17 protein-coding genes are annotated in these 15,270 nt (G+C 62.7%); 13 read left to right on the forward strand and 4 right to left on the reverse strand.

The window, feature by feature from the left end:
• The first annotated feature begins 25 nt into the window (after nucleotides 1-25).
• Nucleotides 26-490, forward strand: a complete 465-nt coding sequence (locus MB818_RS10085) for a PTS sugar transporter subunit IIA (RefSeq protein WP_011045850.1) — start codon at nucleotides 26-28, stop codon at nucleotides 488-490.
• A 68-nt stretch (nucleotides 491-558) separates the two neighbouring features.
• Here the strand turns inward: MB818_RS10085 and dalA are convergent, their stop codons facing one another.
• Entirely contained in the window at nucleotides 559-1,071 is a 513-nt protein-coding gene (gene dalA / locus MB818_RS10090) for a divisome-associated lipoprotein DalA (protein WP_238904984.1), read from the reverse strand.
• A gap of 167 nt (nucleotides 1,072-1,238) precedes the next feature.
• On the opposite strand from dalA, the gene MB818_RS10095 reads away from it, so the two are divergent.
• The gene (locus tag MB818_RS10095) at nucleotides 1,239-1,838 is read left to right on the forward strand and encodes a L,D-transpeptidase (RefSeq protein ID WP_238904986.1); all 600 of its coding nucleotides are present in this window, start codon (nucleotides 1,239-1,241) and stop codon (nucleotides 1,836-1,838) included.
• Between the two features lie 141 nt (nucleotides 1,839-1,979).
• Nucleotides 1,980-2,165 (forward strand): hypothetical protein, encoded by a 186-nt coding sequence (locus tag MB818_RS10100; RefSeq protein ID WP_234139223.1) that lies wholly within the window; start codon nucleotides 1,980-1,982, stop codon nucleotides 2,163-2,165.
• A 97-nt stretch (nucleotides 2,166-2,262) separates the two neighbouring features.
• Here the strand turns inward: MB818_RS10100 and hemH are convergent, their stop codons facing one another.
• Nucleotides 2,263-3,312 carry a ferrochelatase gene (gene hemH / locus MB818_RS10105; protein ID WP_234237591.1) on the reverse strand — a complete coding sequence of 350 codons (1,050 nt, stop codon included), beginning with the start codon at nucleotides 3,310-3,312 and terminating at the stop codon, nucleotides 2,263-2,265.
• A 57-nt stretch (nucleotides 3,313-3,369) separates the two neighbouring features.
• Nucleotides 3,370-4,203 (reverse strand): class I SAM-dependent methyltransferase, encoded by an 834-nt coding sequence (locus tag MB818_RS10110; protein ID WP_238904988.1) that lies wholly within the window; start codon nucleotides 4,201-4,203, stop codon nucleotides 3,370-3,372.
• A 16-nt stretch (nucleotides 4,204-4,219) separates the two neighbouring features.
• On the opposite strand from MB818_RS10110, the gene MB818_RS10115 reads away from it, so the two are divergent.
• The 4 genes from MB818_RS10115 to MB818_RS10130 all read left to right on the forward strand — a co-directional run bounded on the left by MB818_RS10115 (nucleotide 4,220) and on the right by MB818_RS10130 (nucleotide 6,579).
• Nucleotides 4,220-4,948 carry a ComF family protein gene (locus tag MB818_RS10115; protein WP_234177599.1) on the forward strand — a complete coding sequence of 243 codons (729 nt, stop codon included), beginning with the start codon at nucleotides 4,220-4,222 and terminating at the stop codon, nucleotides 4,946-4,948.
• 90 nt (nucleotides 4,949-5,038) lie between these two features.
• Nucleotides 5,039-5,299 (forward strand): glutaredoxin 3, encoded by a 261-nt coding sequence (gene grxC / locus MB818_RS10120; protein ID WP_234139219.1) that lies wholly within the window; start codon nucleotides 5,039-5,041, stop codon nucleotides 5,297-5,299.
• The gene (locus MB818_RS10125; protein WP_234216702.1) at nucleotides 5,296-6,126 is read left to right on the forward strand and encodes a carbon-nitrogen hydrolase family protein; all 831 of its coding nucleotides are present in this window, start codon (nucleotides 5,296-5,298) and stop codon (nucleotides 6,124-6,126) included. Before grxC ends, MB818_RS10125 begins: the two co-directional genes overlap by 4 nt.
• A 12-nt stretch (nucleotides 6,127-6,138) precedes the next feature.
• The gene (locus tag MB818_RS10130) at nucleotides 6,139-6,579 is read left to right on the forward strand and encodes a MarR family winged helix-turn-helix transcriptional regulator (protein ID WP_238904990.1); all 441 of its coding nucleotides are present in this window, start codon (nucleotides 6,139-6,141) and stop codon (nucleotides 6,577-6,579) included.
• Nucleotides 6,580-6,665: 86 nt separating this feature from the next.
• Here the strand turns inward: MB818_RS10130 and ubiG are convergent, their stop codons facing one another.
• A complete protein-coding gene (ubiG, locus tag MB818_RS10135) occupies nucleotides 6,666-7,412 on the reverse strand; it encodes a bifunctional 2-polyprenyl-6-hydroxyphenol methylase/3-demethylubiquinol 3-O-methyltransferase UbiG (protein WP_234139216.1) in 747 nt (248 codons plus the stop codon).
• 49 nt (nucleotides 7,413-7,461) lie between these two features.
• On the opposite strand from ubiG, the gene pip reads away from it, so the two are divergent.
• The 6 genes from pip (at nucleotide 7,462) to infB (ending at nucleotide 14,830) form a co-directional block, all read left to right on the forward strand.
• Complete coding sequence (gene pip / locus MB818_RS10140) at nucleotides 7,462-8,442, forward strand: prolyl aminopeptidase (protein WP_238904992.1); 981 nt, start codon at nucleotides 7,462-7,464, stop codon at nucleotides 8,440-8,442.
• Nucleotides 8,439-9,260 carry an ABC transporter substrate-binding protein gene (locus tag MB818_RS10145; protein WP_238904994.1) on the forward strand — a complete coding sequence of 274 codons (822 nt, stop codon included), beginning with the start codon at nucleotides 8,439-8,441 and terminating at the stop codon, nucleotides 9,258-9,260. The genes pip and MB818_RS10145 overlap by 4 nt, the downstream gene beginning before the upstream one ends.
• Nucleotides 9,261-9,418: 158 nt before the next feature.
• Entirely contained in the window at nucleotides 9,419-10,045 is a 627-nt protein-coding gene (gene rimP, locus MB818_RS10150) for a ribosome maturation factor RimP (RefSeq protein ID WP_234165033.1), read from the forward strand.
• Nucleotides 10,045-11,670, forward strand: a complete 1,626-nt coding sequence (gene nusA, locus MB818_RS10155; protein WP_238904996.1) for a transcription termination factor NusA — start codon at nucleotides 10,045-10,047, stop codon at nucleotides 11,668-11,670. Before rimP ends, nusA begins: the two co-directional genes overlap by 1 nt.
• A gap of 23 nt (nucleotides 11,671-11,693) precedes the next feature.
• Nucleotides 11,694-12,317 carry an RNA-binding protein gene (locus MB818_RS10160; RefSeq protein ID WP_234139211.1) on the forward strand — a complete coding sequence of 208 codons (624 nt, stop codon included), beginning with the start codon at nucleotides 11,694-11,696 and terminating at the stop codon, nucleotides 12,315-12,317.
• An 8-nt stretch (nucleotides 12,318-12,325) separates the two neighbouring features.
• On the forward strand, nucleotides 12,326-14,830 hold the full coding sequence (gene infB, locus MB818_RS10165; protein ID WP_234139210.1) for a translation initiation factor IF-2: 2,505 nt from the start codon (nucleotides 12,326-12,328) through the stop codon (nucleotides 14,828-14,830).
• The last annotated feature ends 440 nt before the right edge of the window (nucleotides 14,831-15,270 follow it).

Consider the following 15,270-nt stretch of genomic DNA (forward strand, 5'->3'; position numbering starts at 1 on the left):
CGGCGCGCGCGAGGAGCAAGACTTTATGGAGCTTTCGAGCATCCTCAAACCAAACGCGGTCCGCGTTATCGGTGCCGCGTCGAGTAAGAAGAGATTATTTCAGGAAATCACGGACTTGGCCGAGGCGACCCTGAAACTGGACGCCCAAGAAACCCTTGAGGCCCTGCTCGAGCGTGAAAGTCTGGGACCGACCGGCGTCGGCCATGGCGTGGCGCTGCCGCATGCACGCGTTGCGGGCCTGGATCAGGTGGCGGGCGTGTTTGTCCTGCTGGAAAAGCCGCTGGATTTCGGCGCTGTCGACCGCCAGCCGGTCGACTTGGCCTTTGCGCTGTTTGCTCCTGAGGACGCCGGTGTCGAGCATCTCAAGGCGCTGGCGCTGGTCTCGCGCACCCTGCGCGAGCAGGCGGTCTGCACCAAGCTGCGGGCCAACCCGGATCCGACCAAGCTCTATGCCATCCTGACCGAATCACACCCGCTTCAAGCGGCGTGACAGGCGAGCGCAGAAACGACAAAGGGCCCCGACGGGGCCCTTTTCGGTTGGTGACGTTGCGTCGGGGGTCAGGACCCCATTTCCAGCGCCCACCAGATCTTGCCGTTGTTCTCCTGGAACCAGGCAAAACCCATCATGATCGCCTTGGGGTCCAGGATGACCGACCGCGAACCCGGCTCCTCCATCCATGCGGCCAGGGTCTCGACCTCGGTCTCGTAAGTCTCCGAGATCGCCTCGCCGAGGAAGATGCCGGTGTATCCAGCCCGGCGGGCACGGTCGATCGGCGATGACCCGTCCGAGCCGAAGTGCCAAGGCCGGTTCTGCACCGACATATCGCGGGCATGGGTGGCTGCGGCGGCGTTCAGCTCGGGGCTGAGCTGCACGACGCCCAGACCCGAAGCCTGGCGCAGCGCGTTGACCGAATCGAGCATTCTGAACTGCAGTTTCGAGGCTTCACCTCGAATCCGGTAGACCTTGGGCAAAGGTTTGCCGTCCGAGCCAAGCTGCGTCGGCCCGCCGGTATCTGTACAGGCGGCCAGTGCCAGCAAACCGGCAAGGAGAAGGGAAATCAGTCGTGTCATGGTCGCACCGCATCCTATTGTCGGCCACTCAGATAGCCTTTGACAGAGGCCGATGCAAACCCTGCCTCCAATGCGGTGCCAGTATCGGCGCAGATTGATTTGCGACTGCGTCCCTTAGGCCATATTATGTAGCTCGTCCTGTGAATTTCTGCGTAAAGGTCCTTTTGATGGTCAAGAAACCCACCTCACTTTCGACCCGGCGTAGCTTTCTTGTCGGTGCCGCCACTGCGATCGGCACACCTGCGCTGGCCCAATTCACGCCCGAAGACCCCCTGCGCCCCGCGCCCGAGCCTGAAGCGCCAGTCCGCCGGAATATCTCCAGCTTCCGTGCGCTTGACTGGCAGCCCTATTTCTCGAACACCCGTAACGGTGCCATTCTGGTCGATACCGTATCGCGGGCGCTGCATTACTGGTCCGAGGATCAGAGCGTTTATCGGCTGTTCCCGTCGTCTGTTCCGCTGACCGATGAACTGACCCGCCGGGGCCGCACCAGCGTGATTCGCAAGGTCGTCGGTCCAAGCTGGGCCCCAACCCCGTCGATGAAGAAGCGGAACCCGGAATGGCCGGACTACATTCCGCCAGGGCCAGACAATCCGTTGGGTACCCATGCGCTCTATCTCAGCTGGAAGTATTACCGCATCCACGGCACCCATGATACGCGCAAGATCGGCCGCAGATCATCCAACGGCTGCATCGGGCTTTACAACGAGCATATCGCCCAGCTGTTCGATCTGGCCAAAGTTGGCACTCAGGTGTTGCTAATTTGACGACATTTCGGCGGGCAAAGCAGCTTGTCGCGCAACAACCGTTTGCATTCCAACCGCATAGCTGATTAGAAAAAGCTCACGAGGTAAGTCTTGGGTGCGCGGTTCAAAAATTGATGAATCGCGCAAATTCTGGAGGTTAACATGAAGAAACTCGTTCTCGCCGCTGCTCTGTCCGCTGCCGCATCGACCGCTTTTGCTGGCAACCTGGCCGAGCCGGTTGTCGAAGCACCGGTCATCGTCGAAGAGACCCAGAGCTCGTCGAGCGGCATCCTGCTGCCCCTGATCCTGCTGGTTCTGGTCGGCGCCGCTGTTGCAGCCAACAACTAATAGATTGGCCTAGCGCCAGTTGTAAGAAAGGCGGTGGTCTCCACCGCCTTTTTTATTGCCTGCTCAACATGTTGCCCCGCAGGGCACAGCTTGGCTGTCAGTCCAGCCACCCGCCCAGATTGCTTTCCACCACCTTGGCCAGCGCCGCGATATGGGCATCCTCGTCGTTGAGACAAGGGATATAGGTAAAGCTCTCGCCGCCCGCGTGCTCAAAGCTCTCGCGAATCTCTTCGTTGATCTCTTCCAGTGTCTCGATGCAATCGGAAGAAAAGGCCGGCGCGACCACGGCGATGTTGCGCTTACCCTGCCGCGCCAGTTCTGCCACGTGGTCGACCGTATAGGGTTTCAGCCATTCCTCGGGGCCGAATCGCGACTGAAAGGTCGAGATAACCTCGCCCTTGTCCCAGCCCAGGCGCTCGCGCAGCAGCCGCGTGGTTTTTACACACTGGCAATGATACGGGTCGCCCTGCATCAGATAGCGCTCGGGCATGCCGTGATACGAGCAGACCAGAACGTCGGGCCGACTGTCCATCGCCGCATAGGCGCGCTCGATCGATTGTGCCAGCGCGTCGATATAGATCGGTTCGTCGAAATAGGCTGGCACGGTGCGCGCGGCGGGTTGCCAGGCCTCGTCCATCAGCGCGCGAAAGAACTGGTCGTTGGCCGTCGCGGTCGTGGCCCCGGCATATTGCGGATAGAGCGGAAAGAACAGGATACGGTCGCAGCCCTCGGCCACCATCTGGCGCACCTTGGACTTGGTCGAGGGATTGCCGTAGCGCATGCAGAAATCCACCAGAACCCGGTCGCCATAGCGCTCGGCCAGTGCCGCGCGCAGCTTGGCGGTCTGGTCCTTGGTGATCGTCATCAGCGGGCTTTCGCCCTTGTCGTGATTCCAGATGGATTTATAGGCCGCGCCCGAACTGAACGGCCGCTTGGTCAGGATGATCCCCTGCAGGATCGGCTGCCATTTCCAGGCCGGATAATCGATCACCCGCTTGTCCGACAGAAACTCGTTCAGATAGCGGCGCATCGGCCAATAGGAATAGTCGTCAGGCGTGCCGAGATTGGCCAGCAACACGCCAACGCGGCCCATTTTCACCTTGGGGTGGTCAGCGGGCGCATGGGCGGGGCGGGTGGCGTCGAACATATCTGGCTTCCTGAATTTCTACGGGTTTGCACTGAGATAACGGGAAATCCCCTGCCGTCAATCGGGCAAGGTCGTTTCCGATGTACCCAGAGCAGCCGCCAGCCGGGCGCTGGCCGATCCCGGACGCAGCGGTTTGGGCTGGCTTTCATCCGGCGCCCAACCTGTCAGACAGATCAGCTCGAACGTGGCGGGCAGGCGGTTTTCGGACGTGGCGAAATGGGCGGAATATATGTCTTCTGCCCGTGTGAACACCGCACGCCGGGTCGGGTGACGCAGACGCGCGGACAGGGCATTGGCCTCTCCCATCTCGCGCAGATCGCGCATCAGATGGGGCAGGTCGCGGTATTCGGCAGTGAGCGTCAAGCTATCCGCAACCGGCAGCGCCAGCCCCGCCCGCTGGAGCAGCGCGCCCAGATCGCGAATCTCGGCCATCGGCGCCACCCGCGGACTGATACCACCGGTGAGCAGGGATTCAGCCTCGGCAAGCGATGCGCGCAGTTGATGCAGGGTCTGGCCGCCAAAGCAGACCGCCAGCAACAGCCCGTCGGGGCGCAACGCGCGCCGACACTGAATCAGTTGCCCAACCGGGTCATTGGCCCAGTGCAGTGCCATCGCATGTACCACCAGATCGCAGCTTTGCGGGGCCAGGTCGAGCACCTCGCCCTCTGCCACGATCCGGGCCGTCGGAAAGTGCTCGGCCCAAAGCGCCGGCGCCGGGGTCACCACCGACATGTCCGTAAAGGTTCTGTTAACCAAAGACAGGCGATCCTGAACCTCGTCCAGCGCGGCGCGGTGCAGGAACAGCGCCGCGTCCCGCATGCGGGCACGGCGCGCGGCCAATGCGACGCGATCGACCAGCGCGGGGGGCAGTGAGGAACCGGGTGTCGTCATGAGGCGCAGTTAACGCATGTGGCAACAGATTCAAACCGCGATCGAAACGGTCTATCCGCCGCGCTGCCTGGGTTGCGGCGATCTGGTAACATCCGATTTCGGCCTGTGTGGCAAATGCTGGCGCGACACGCCCTTTATCGACGGCACCGTCTGCGACAGTTGCGGCGTCCCCCTGCCCGGCGCCCGTGACGGACACCGGATCGAATGTGACGACTGCATGACCCACCCCCGCCCCTGGTCGGATGGGCGCGCGGCGCTTCTCTATACCGGGCGGGCCCGGCGTATGGTGCTGGCACTGAAACATGGCGACCGGCCCGAACTGGCCCGACCCGGCGGCCTGTGGATGGCCCGCTCGGCAGCGCCCCTGCTACACGCCAACATGCTGATCGCGCCGGTCCCACTGCACTGGTCGCGCTTGCTGCGCCGCCGCTATAACCAATCCGCCCTGCTGGCGCAGAGCGTCGGGCGCCAGACCGGCCTGCCGGTCTGTCCCGACCTGCTGGTTCGCGAGCGCGCCACACCGATGCTTGAAGGGATGAGCACCACCCAGAGGGCCGAAACTCTTGCAAACGCTATCTCGGTCCATCCGCGACGGCGCCAAGGGCTGACGGCGCGCAAGCTGTTGTTGATCGACGATGTTATGACCTCGGGAGCCACTTTGTCGGCAGCGACACGGGCCTGCCTCGACGCGGGCGCCGATCAAGTTTTCGTTTTGGTACTGGCGCGGGTCACCCGCGAGGCATAGCTGCGCAATCACCAGACCCGCGCCTGTCAAAAACCGGTCTCCACTTTCGCCGGAAATGATCTAGATTGGCGCGAAACGAAGGATACCCGGATGAAACCCGTCGAAATCTATACCTCGCCGCTTTGCGGTTACTGCCACGCGGCCAAAAGGCTGCTGGATCAGAAAGGCATTGCCTTTACCGAGATCAACGTGCTGACCAACCCCAAGCGCAAACCCGAGATGATCCAGCGCGCGGGCGGGCGCCGTACGGTGCCGCAAATCTTTATCGGCGGTCAGCACGTGGGTGGCTGCGACGATCTCTATGCGCTGGAACAGGACGGCAAGCTCGATCCGCTGCTGGCCTCCGGATGAAAACCGCGCTGCTGCAACTCTCCTCGTCGGACGACCCGGCGGCCAATCTGGACATGGTTCGGGGCATGGTCGCCGAGGCCGCAGCGCGGGGCGCCCGCTGGGTGCTGACACCAGAGGTGACCAATTGCGTCTCGAACAGCACCACACGCCAGCGCGAGGTGTTGCAGCACGAAGAGGACGACATCACCCTGGCCGGGCTCAGGGAACAGGCGGCCGAGCTGGGAATCTGGCTGCTGATCGGCTCGCTCGGGCTCAAGACACACGATGCCGACGGGCGGTTTGCCAACCGGTCATTCATGATCGGGCCGGATGGTGGGATCGTGGCCCGCTATGACAAGATCCACATGTTCGACGTGCAGGTGACCGAGACCGAGACCTTTCGCGAATCGGCCAATTACCGACCCGGTGATCGGGCCGTGCTGGCCCCGACCGAATTCGGCACCGTGGGGATGACGATCTGTTATGATCTGCGGTTTCCGCATCTGCACGCGGCGCTGGCACAAGCGGGGGCGACCGTCCTGACCGTTCCGGCAGCCTTTTCGCCGGTGACCGGTGCCGCGCATTGGGAATCGCTCCTCAGGGCGCGCGCGATCGAGACGGGCTGCTGGGTATTGGCCCCGGCACAGACCGGCACCCACCCAAACAGCCGCGGCAAACCGCGCCGCACTCACGGTCACAGCCTGGTCGTTGCGCCCTGGGGAGAGGTGCGGATCGACGCAGGCAGCGAACCGGGGATTCACATCTTCGATCTGGATGATACATCTGTTACAGAGGCGCGACGCAGAGTCCCAAGTTTGACTCACAAACGCGCCTTCGATGGACCCTGACCCTGTGGCGAGATGGCTGACGAAATCCACACCCTGGCGGTATCGCTGTTCAGCGAAATCCTGACAGCAGATCAGCTGTTGCGCAACCGGCTCAGCCGGGTGCTTCCCAAAGGTATGGAAATCTCGCATTTTTCGGTCCTGAACCATCTGGTCTTTGTCGGAGATGAGCGCACCCCGGCACAGCTGGCCAGCACGTTTCACGTGACCAGGGGGGCGATGACCAATACGCTCGCCAAGCTGGAATGGGCCGGGTATATCCATATCCGCCCGGACTGGGACGATGCCCGGCGCAAGATGGTGGCGATCAGCCCGGCGGGACGGCAGGCGCGCGATCAGGCAATCTCGATGATTGCGCCATTGATCGACCAAGTGGTGGGCGAACTGGGTAGCGAGCGCGTTCGGCTGGCCCTGCCGGTGCTGCGGGATCTACGGATCAAACTGGAAAACAACTGAACCGGAACCAAACCGGAAATCAAAGATTTCCGGCCAGGAAAATTCTCAATTTTCCTGGCCGTTTTCCGTATCGGAAAACGGCGCGCCTAGCGCGGCCGCAGGCTGGCGGTCACGTAGTTGACGCTCAGATCGCGATCCGAGATAGACCACTGCCACGAGATCGGATTGAACACGAATCCCTTGCGATCCACCGGATCCAGCCCCGCCTGCCGCAGCAGGTCGAACAATTCATCCGGGGTGATGAATTTGGACCACTCATGCGTTCCCCGCGGCAACCAACGCATCACCACCTCGGCCCCCAGGATCGCCATCGCATAGGATTTGGGATTGCGGTTGATTGTCGAGCAGATCTGCAGGCCGCCCGGTTTCAACAGATCATGGGTCGCCCGTAAATAGGAGAGCGGATCGGCCACATGCTCGACCACCTCCATGTTCAGCACCACGTCGAACAGCTCGCCCGCCTCGGCCAACGCCTCGGCTGTGGTGTGGCGATAGTCAACCTCCAGGCCCGACTGTTCCGCATGGATGCGCGCTACCGGCAGATTGCCTTCGGCGGCATCTGCTCCAACCACCTCGGCCCCCAGCCTTGCCATCGGTTCGCTCAGTAGCCCGCCGCCACAACCGATATCGAGCAGCCGCAATCCGGCAAAGGGTTGGTGTCCGGTCAGGTCCCGGTCGAATTCGCCGGCAATCTGCCGGGTGATATAGTCCAGGCGGCAAGGGTTGAGCATATGCAGCGGTTTGAACTTGCCATGCGGATCCCACCATTCGGCGGCCATCGCCTCGAATTTCGCGATCTCTGACGGGTCGACCGTGTTCGGATGCGCTTGCATTCCTGTCTCCGTGTGCTCTTTTACCCATTGCGGACTATATAGGCCTGTAATGGACAAATACCCGGACCAAAAGCGCGCAATGCAATATCTCTATCCGCCGATCGACCCGTTCGACCAGCGGATGCTGGATGTTGGTCAGGGTCACCGCATATACGTCGAGCAAAGTGGCAATCCCCGCGGGATCCCTGTCGTGGTTCTGCATGGCGGTCCGGGCGGCGGATGCAGCCCGGCGATGCGGCGCTATTTCGATCCTGCGGTCTACCGGGTGATTCTTTTCGACCAGCGCGGTTGTGGCCGGTCGCGACCGCATGCCTCGGTCACCGACAACACCACCTGGCATCTGGTTGCCGATATCGAACGCATCCGAAAGGCGCTGGAGATCGACAGCTGGATCGCCTTTGGAGGCAGTTGGGGCGCGACCCTGGCACTGGTCTATGCCCAGACCCATCCCGATCGCGTTACCCGGCTGGTGCTGCGCGGCGTGTTCCTGATGACCCGGGCCGAGCTTGACTGGTTCTATGGCGGCGGCGCCGGGCGGTTCTGGCCGGAACCCTGGTCGCGCTTTGCCGCGCTGATCCCGGAAAATGAACGCGGCGACATGATTTCCGCCTATCACAAGCGCCTGTTCTCGGGGGATATGGCGCAAGAGATCCGCTATGCCCGCGCGTGGTCGGCTTGGGAGAATGCGCTTGCCTCGATCCACTCCAACGGCACCACGGGCGAAAGTCCCGGCGATTATGCCCGTGCCTTTGCCCGGCTCGAGAATCACTATTTCATCAATGACGGCTTCCTGGAATTCGACGGCCAGATCCTCGCGAACATGGGATGTATCTCGCATATCCCCGGCCATATCGTGCAGGGGCGCTATGACATGATCTGCCCACCCAGTTCGGCCTGGAAGCTCAGCGAGCTGTGGCCCAGTTGCGAACTTCGGATGATCCGCAATGCCGGCCACGCCCTGTCCGAACCGGGCATCAGCGCCGAGCTGGTGCGGATCATGGACGGCATCGCCGAGGAGGTCGCGACATGACCCGGATCGACCGCCGCGCGCTGTTCGCCTCGGGTGCTGCCGCAGCCCTTTTGGCCTCGACGGGCATGTCGCTGGCCGACCGGCCCCGGGAGGGGGGCACCCTGCGTCTGGCGGTACCGCGAGACGACAGTCTGGAACGGATCGCGCGCGGTGCCGTGTTCGACACCCTGACCGAGATCGCGCCCGACGGCACCCTCAGGGGAGAGCTGGCGACCGGCTGGCAACCCGACGACAGCGCCCGGGTCTGGAGCTTTGATCTGCGCGACGACGTCACCTTTCACGATGGCACGCGGTTCTCTGCCAGCGATGCCGCCGCGTCGCTCGCCGAAATCGGCCTGACCGAGGCACTTGACCCCACGCGGCTGCGGCTGGAACTGGCCGAGGCCGATCCCGGCCTGCCCTTTCGGCTGGCCGATATCCGCTTTGCCATCACCCGCGCGGGCGGAGCGGTCACGCCGCTGGAACAGGCCAACGGCACCGGTTGTTACCGGGTCGAACGGGCGCAGGACGGGCGACATTTCCTGGGCCGCAAGGTTGCCGATCACTACAAGCAGGGTCAGGCCGGCTGGGCCGACATGGTCGAGGTGATCGTGATCCCCGACCCCGCCGTCCGGGCCGAGGCGCTGCACGACGGCTATGTCGATGTCGCCACCCTGCCCCTGCCCGACGGGCTGCGCGACCGCACCCGGTTCCGCTATCACCCCTCCGAGGACGACATGACGCTCGCCGCCGCCGTCTCGGTCGGCCTGCCGCGCCAGATCAGCAGCCGCAGTCCGCTGGACGATGGCCGCATCGCGGAACGCTGGTGGGTGGGGTAATCCAGCTTTCGAATCCCACCCCCCTTGCAGACTCACCCCATCCCGCGTATATGCCTTGACAACAGCGGCGCGTCGGGCACTGGCCTGGGGTTCCACCGGAATAGATCGACGGGCCGCGCGCCCGTTTTTTTGTGCCCGGAGCTTGGGTAAGACACGAGATGACCAACAACCTGATAGCAAAGGCCGCCATCGACCGGCGCCTGGCCGAGATCGTCAGCCCCGTGATCGCGGATCTGGGATACGAGCTGGTGCGCATTCGCCTGATGAGCGGCAAGAGCACCACGCTTCAGATCATGGCCGACAAGCCCGATGGCGGTATCGAGGTGGACGATTGCGCCGCGATCTCGAACGCGGTCAGCGCCACGCTGGATGTCGAGGATCCGATTCTGGATGCCTATACGCTCGAAGTGTCGAGCCCGGGCATCGACCGGCCGCTGACCCGGCTCAAGGATTTCGAGATGTTCGAAGGCTACGAGGCCAAGATCGAAACCACCGAGCTGATCGACGGCCGCCGCCGGTTCAAGGGTGAACTGGCCGGTGTCGAGGGCAACGAGGTGCTGATCAACATCGACCAGAATGGCGAAACGGTGACCATCGGCCTGGAATTCGACTGGCTGAGCGATGCCAAGCTGGTTCTGACCGACGACCTGATCAAGGAAATGCTGCGTCAGCGCAAGGCCGCCGGCGTTCTGAACGAAGACCAATTCGACGAAATCGTAGAGGAAGCGCCCGAAACGGGCGCCACGACCATGGCCCGCGACGGGTCCGAAGAGGAGACGAACTAATGGCAATCACCTCTGCAAACCAGCTGGAGCTGTTGCAAACCGCCGAGGCCGTGGCCCGTGAAAAGATGATCGACCCCGGTCTGGTGGTCGAGGCGATGGAAGAATCCCTCGCCCGCGCGGCCAAGAGCCGCTATGGCGCCGAGATGGACATCCGCGTCCATATCGACCGCAAGACCGGCAAGGCGACCTTTACCCGTGTCCGCACCGTTGTCGCCGATGACGAGCTGGAAAACTACCAGGCCGAGTTCACCGTCGAACAGGCCAAGCAGTACATGGAAAATCCGCAGATCGGCGATACTTTCGTCGAAGAGGTGCCGCCGGTCGAGATGGGTCGTATCGCCGCGCAATCCGCCAAGCAGGTGATCCTGCAAAAGGTGCGCGAAGCCGAGCGGGATCGTCAGTACGAAGAATTCAAGGATCGCGCCGGCACCATCATCAATGGCCTCGTCAAGCGCGAGGAATATGGCAACGTCATCGTCGATGTGGGCGCGGGCGAGGCGATCCTGCGCCGCAACGAGAAGATCGGCCGCGAAAGCTATCGCCCCAACGACCGTATCCGCTGCTACATCAAGGACGTACGCCGCGAGCCGCGCGGCCCGCAGATCTTCCTGTCGCGCACCGCGCCCGAGTTCATGGCCGAGCTGTTCAAGATGGAAGTTCCGGAAATCTATGACGGCATCATCGAGATCAAGGCCGTGGCCCGCGACCCCGGTTCGCGCGCCAAGATCGCCGTGATCTCTTACGACGGCTCGATCGACCCGGTCGGCGCCTGCGTCGGTATGCGCGGCAGCCGCGTACAGGCGGTGGTCAATGAATTGCAGGGCGAAAAGATCGACATCATTCCGTGGAACGAGGATCAGCCGACTTTCCTGGTGAACGCGCTGCAACCGGCCGAGGTGTCGAAGGTGGTGCTGGACGAAGAAGCCGGCAAGATCGAGGTCGTGGTCCCCGAGGAACAGCTGAGCCTGGCCATTGGCCGTCGCGGCCAGAACGTGCGCCTTGCATCGCAGCTGACCGGTCTGGACATCGACATCATGACCGAGGCCGAGGAATCGGCGCGCCGTCAGAAGGAATTCGAGAGCCGCACCGCGCTGTTCATGGAAACCCTCGATCTGGACGAGTTCTTTGCCCAGCTGCTGGTCTCCGAAGGCTTCACCAATCTCGAAGAGGTCGCCTATGTCGAGCTTGACGAGCTTCTGGTGATCGACGGGGTCGACGAAGGCACCGCCGAAGAGCTTCAGGCCCGTGCCCGCGACTATCTCGAGGCACAGGCCAAGGTGGCGCTGGACAATGCCCGCGCCCTGGGAGCCGAGGACAGCCTTATTGAATTCGAGGGCCTGACACCCCAAATGGTCGAGGCATTGGCCAAGGACGACGTCAAGACGCTGGAAGATTTCGCGACCTGCGCCGACTGGGAACTGGCCGGAGGCTGGACCACGGTCGACGGTCAGCGCGTCAAGGATGACGGCATTCTGGAGCCCTTCGGCGTTTCGCTGGAAGATGCGCAGGACATGGTGATGACCGCCCGCGTCATGCTGGGCTGGGTCGATCCGACAGAACTCCTCGAAGAGGCGGAAGAGACCGACGAGGGCGAAACCGCAACCGACGAGGAGGCCGAGGCCTGATTCCGGGTCGACGGAGATAATACATGACACGTGGCGGTGCACATAAAGACCGGACCGAGGGTCCCGAACGCAAGTGCATTGCCACGGGCGAGGCACGGCCTAGATACGGGCTTATCCGTTTCGTGGCCGGTCCCGACGGGCAACTGGTGCCCGATATCGCGGGCAAACTGCCCGGACGCGGCACTTATGTGGCCGCAGACCGGGACGTGCTGCAAAAGGCCGTGGACAAGAAACTCTTTGCCCGCGGCCTGAAACAGCAGGTGCAGGTGCCCGACGGGCTGGTGGACGAGGTCGAGCGACAACTGGTCCGCCGCGTTGTCGACCTGCTCAGCCTGGCACGCAAATCCGGCGACGCTGTCGCGGGATACGAAAAGGTCAAGACCTGGCTCGACAAGGAAGAGGCGCAGGTCCTGATCCAGGCCTCGGACGGATCGGGCCGAGGCAAGACCAAACTGAGCACGCCACATTTCGGCAAATACATTGGTTGGCTCACGGCGGATGAATTGGGCATGGCTTTTGGCCGCCAAACAGTGATACATGCGGCGCTGGCCTCTGGTGGACTCGCCAAACGTGTTGTAGAGGAAGCGCAACGCCTTCGTGGAATGCGCAAAACGGATGACGGCGGCAAGGGCCGCGCGGAAGGGTAAGAAGCTTTATGAGCGATACTGACGGCAAAAAGACATTGGGTCTGCGTGGTTCCCGCCCCGGGAACGTGAAACAGAGTTTCAGCCACGGACGGACCAAGAATGTCGTGGTGGAAACCAAGCGCAAGCGCGTGGTGGTCCCCAAGCCAGGTGCCGGAAAGCCCAGCGCCGGCGGCTCCTCGCCGGCCGGTGACCCTTCGCGCCGCCCTGCTGGGATCTCTGACACCGAGATGGAGCGTCGGCTTAACGCGCTGAAAGCCGCCAAGGCCCGCGAATCCGAAGAAGCGGCGCAGCGAGAGGCCGAAGAAAAGGCGCGCGCCGAAGAGCGTGAACGTCGCCGGGCCGAACAAGAGGCCAAAGAGCGTGAACAGCGCGAGGCCGAACAGCGTGCCCGTGAAAAGGCCGAGGAAGAAGAACGCCAGCGCCGCGAGGCCGAGGAAGAGGCCAAGCGTGCCGCAGTGCGCGCTGCCGCCGAGCAGGACGCTCCAAAGGCCGAACGCAGCGCCGAGCGTGCGCCGGCCTCTGCCCGCCCCGACAGCGGCGACAATGCCCGCCGGGTCGACCGCGAACGCGAACGCGAGCAGCGCCAGACCCGCGGCAAGGGCCGTCAGGATGGTCGCCGCTCGGGTAAATTGACGCTCAGCCAAGTCACCGACGGCGAAGGCGGACGCCAGAAATCGCTGGCCGCGATGAAGCGCAAGCAGGAACGCGCCCGCCAAAAAGCAATGGGTGGCGGCGCTGAGCGTGAAAAGGTGATCCGCGAGGTTCAGCTGCCCGAGGCTATCGTGGTTTCGGAGCTTGCCAACCGCATGGCCGAACGCGTGGCCGATGTGGTCAAGGAACTGATGAAGATGGGCATGATGGTCACCCAGAACCAGACCATCGACGCCGACACCGCCGAACTGATCATACAGGAATTCGGCCACAAGGTCGTCCGGGTTTCGGATTCCGACGTCGAAGACGTCATCTCCGATATCGAGGACGCCGAAGAAGACCTCAAGCCGCGTCCTCCGGTCATCACCATCATGGGCCACGTGGACCACGGCAAAACCTCGCTTCTGGATGCCATCCGCGACGCCAAGGTTGTTGCGGGCGAGGCCGGTGGCATCACCCAGCATATCGGTGCCTATCAGGTCAAAACCGATGGCGGCACAACGCTCACCTTCCTCGACACGCCGGGCCACGCCGCCTTTACCTCGATGCGCTCGCGCGGTGCTCAGGTGACCGATATCGTGGTTCTGGTTGTCGCTGCCGATGACGCGGTGATGCCGCAGACCGTCGAGGCGATCAACCACGCCAAGGCAGCCGGTGTGCCGATGATCGTGGCGATCAACAAGATCGACAAACCCGAGGCGAACCCGACCAAGGTGCGCACCGATCTGCTGCAACACGAAGTTGTGGTTGAGGCGATGTCGGGCGAAGTGCAGGATGTCGAGGTTTCGGCCAAGACTGGCGAAGGTCTGGACGAGCTGCTCGAAGCGATCGCTCTGCAGGCCGAGATCCTGGAGCTGAAGGCCAACCCCGACCGCCCGGCACAGGGTGCGGTGATCGAGGCGCAGCTGGATGTGGGCCGTGGCCCGGTTGCGACCGTTCTGATCCAGAAGGGAACGCTGCGCCAGGGCGACATCTTTGTCGTGGGCGAGCAGTACGGCAAGGTTCGCGCCCTGATCAACGACAAGGGCGAGCGCGTCACCGAAGCCGGCCCCTCGGTTCCGGTCGAGGTGCTGGGTCTCAATGGCACGCCCGAGGCGGGTGACGTCCTGAACGTGACCTCGACCGAGGCGCAGGCCCGCGAGATCGCGGAATACCGCGCTCAGGTCGCCAAGGACAAGCGCGCCGCCGCCGGTGCCGCCACCACGCTGGAGCAGCTGATGGCCAAGGCCAAGGCGGACGAGAATGTCGCCGAACTGCCGATCCTGGTGAAGGCCGACGTGCAGGGCTCTGCCGAGGCCATCGTTCAGGCGATGGAAAAGATCGGCAACGACGAGGTGCGCGTGCGCGTGCTGCATTCGGGCGTCGGTGCCATCACCGAAACCGATGTGGGCCTCGCCGAGGCCTCGGGCGCGCCGATCATGGGCTTCAACGTCCGGGCGAACGCAAGCGCGCGTAACACCGCCAACCAGAAGGGCGTCGAGATCCGGTATTATTCGGTGATCTATGACCTGGTCGACGACGTCAAAGCGGCCGCGAGCGGCCTGCTGAGCGCGGAAATTCGCGAGAACTTCATCGGCTACGCGAATATCAAAGAGGTGTTCAAGGTCTCCAACGTCGGCAAGGTCGCCGGTTGTCTCGTCACCGAAGGTGTCGCCCGCCGCTCTGCCGGTGTGCGCCTGCTCCGCGACAACGTGGTGATCCACGAAGGCACGCTGAAAACCCTCAAACGCTTCAAGGACGAAGTGGCCGAGGTTCAGTCGGGCCAGGAATGCGGCATGGCCTTTGAAAACTACGACGATATCCGCCCCGGCGACGTGATCGAGATCTTCGAGCGCGAGGAAGTCACCCGGTCGCTGACCTGATCGGAGACGGAAATCAGACTGATGGGGCGGCTCGCGAGAGCCGCCCTTTTTCATTTCGAGATCAGGGAGTTACCCAAAAAAAGAGGCAAGAAAAGGCCCCATGCCTCTTCTTGCCCTCAAGACCCGTGTGAGTGGTGGTCTTTAAACTCTCGAACTTTCCACGTCACGCCTTGGGCTGCCAGCCTTGCGACATATCCGCTTCGGATTTCTTGCTGCGAACCATGGCTTCTCCGTACAGAAGCGCGCCGCATCAAACATCCATATCCTCCGGCAAGGAAGGGATCGACACAACGTTCTGACCCGATACTTCCGGCATGCCACATATACACCATCGCGCACGAGGAATCACATGAGAATTCGCCCGAAAACAGTGTTCAAAGCGCCGCAAGAAAACAGTATCTAGCTTAAATGTTTGCTTGGAATGCCAAATTTGCACAGAT

It is taken from the genome of Ruegeria alba, from assembly GCF_022321465.1.
GTDB classification, from domain to species: domain Bacteria; phylum Pseudomonadota; class Alphaproteobacteria; order Rhodobacterales; family Rhodobacteraceae; genus Ruegeria_B; species Ruegeria_B alba.

What these genes read in the sequence shown, in the direction of transcription:
- MB818_RS10085 (WP_011045850.1), top strand. Translation starts at nt 26, where the DNA reads ATGGAGCTTTCGAGCATCCTCAAACCAAACGCGGTCCGCGTTATCGGT.
- dalA (WP_238904984.1), bottom strand. Translation starts at nt 1,071, where the DNA reads ATGACACGACTGATTTCCCTTCTCCTTGCCGGTTTGCTGGCACTGGCC.
- MB818_RS10095 (WP_238904986.1), top strand. Translation starts at nt 1,239, where the DNA reads ATGGTCAAGAAACCCACCTCACTTTCGACCCGGCGTAGCTTTCTTGTC.
- MB818_RS10100 (WP_234139223.1), top strand. Translation starts at nt 1,980, where the DNA reads ATGAAGAAACTCGTTCTCGCCGCTGCTCTGTCCGCTGCCGCATCGACC.
- hemH (WP_234237591.1), bottom strand. Translation starts at nt 3,312, where the DNA reads ATGTTCGACGCCACCCGCCCCGCCCATGCGCCCGCTGACCACCCCAAG.
- MB818_RS10110 (WP_238904988.1), bottom strand. Translation starts at nt 4,203, where the DNA reads ATGACGACACCCGGTTCCTCACTGCCCCCCGCGCTGGTCGATCGCGTC.
- MB818_RS10115 (WP_234177599.1), top strand. Translation starts at nt 4,220, where the DNA reads ATGTGGCAACAGATTCAAACCGCGATCGAAACGGTCTATCCGCCGCGC.
- grxC (WP_234139219.1), top strand. Translation starts at nt 5,039, where the DNA reads ATGAAACCCGTCGAAATCTATACCTCGCCGCTTTGCGGTTACTGCCAC.
- MB818_RS10125 (WP_234216702.1), top strand. Translation starts at nt 5,296, where the DNA reads ATGAAAACCGCGCTGCTGCAACTCTCCTCGTCGGACGACCCGGCGGCC.
- MB818_RS10130 (WP_238904990.1), top strand. Translation starts at nt 6,139, where the DNA reads ATGGCTGACGAAATCCACACCCTGGCGGTATCGCTGTTCAGCGAAATC.
- ubiG (WP_234139216.1), bottom strand. Translation starts at nt 7,412, where the DNA reads ATGCAAGCGCATCCGAACACGGTCGACCCGTCAGAGATCGCGAAATTC.
- pip (WP_238904992.1), top strand. Translation starts at nt 7,462, where the DNA reads ATGGACAAATACCCGGACCAAAAGCGCGCAATGCAATATCTCTATCCG.
- MB818_RS10145 (WP_238904994.1), top strand. Translation starts at nt 8,439, where the DNA reads ATGACCCGGATCGACCGCCGCGCGCTGTTCGCCTCGGGTGCTGCCGCA.
- rimP (WP_234165033.1), top strand. Translation starts at nt 9,419, where the DNA reads ATGACCAACAACCTGATAGCAAAGGCCGCCATCGACCGGCGCCTGGCC.
- nusA (WP_238904996.1), top strand. Translation starts at nt 10,045, where the DNA reads ATGGCAATCACCTCTGCAAACCAGCTGGAGCTGTTGCAAACCGCCGAG.
- MB818_RS10160 (WP_234139211.1), top strand. Translation starts at nt 11,694, where the DNA reads ATGACACGTGGCGGTGCACATAAAGACCGGACCGAGGGTCCCGAACGC.
- infB (WP_234139210.1), top strand. Translation starts at nt 12,326, where the DNA reads ATGAGCGATACTGACGGCAAAAAGACATTGGGTCTGCGTGGTTCCCGC.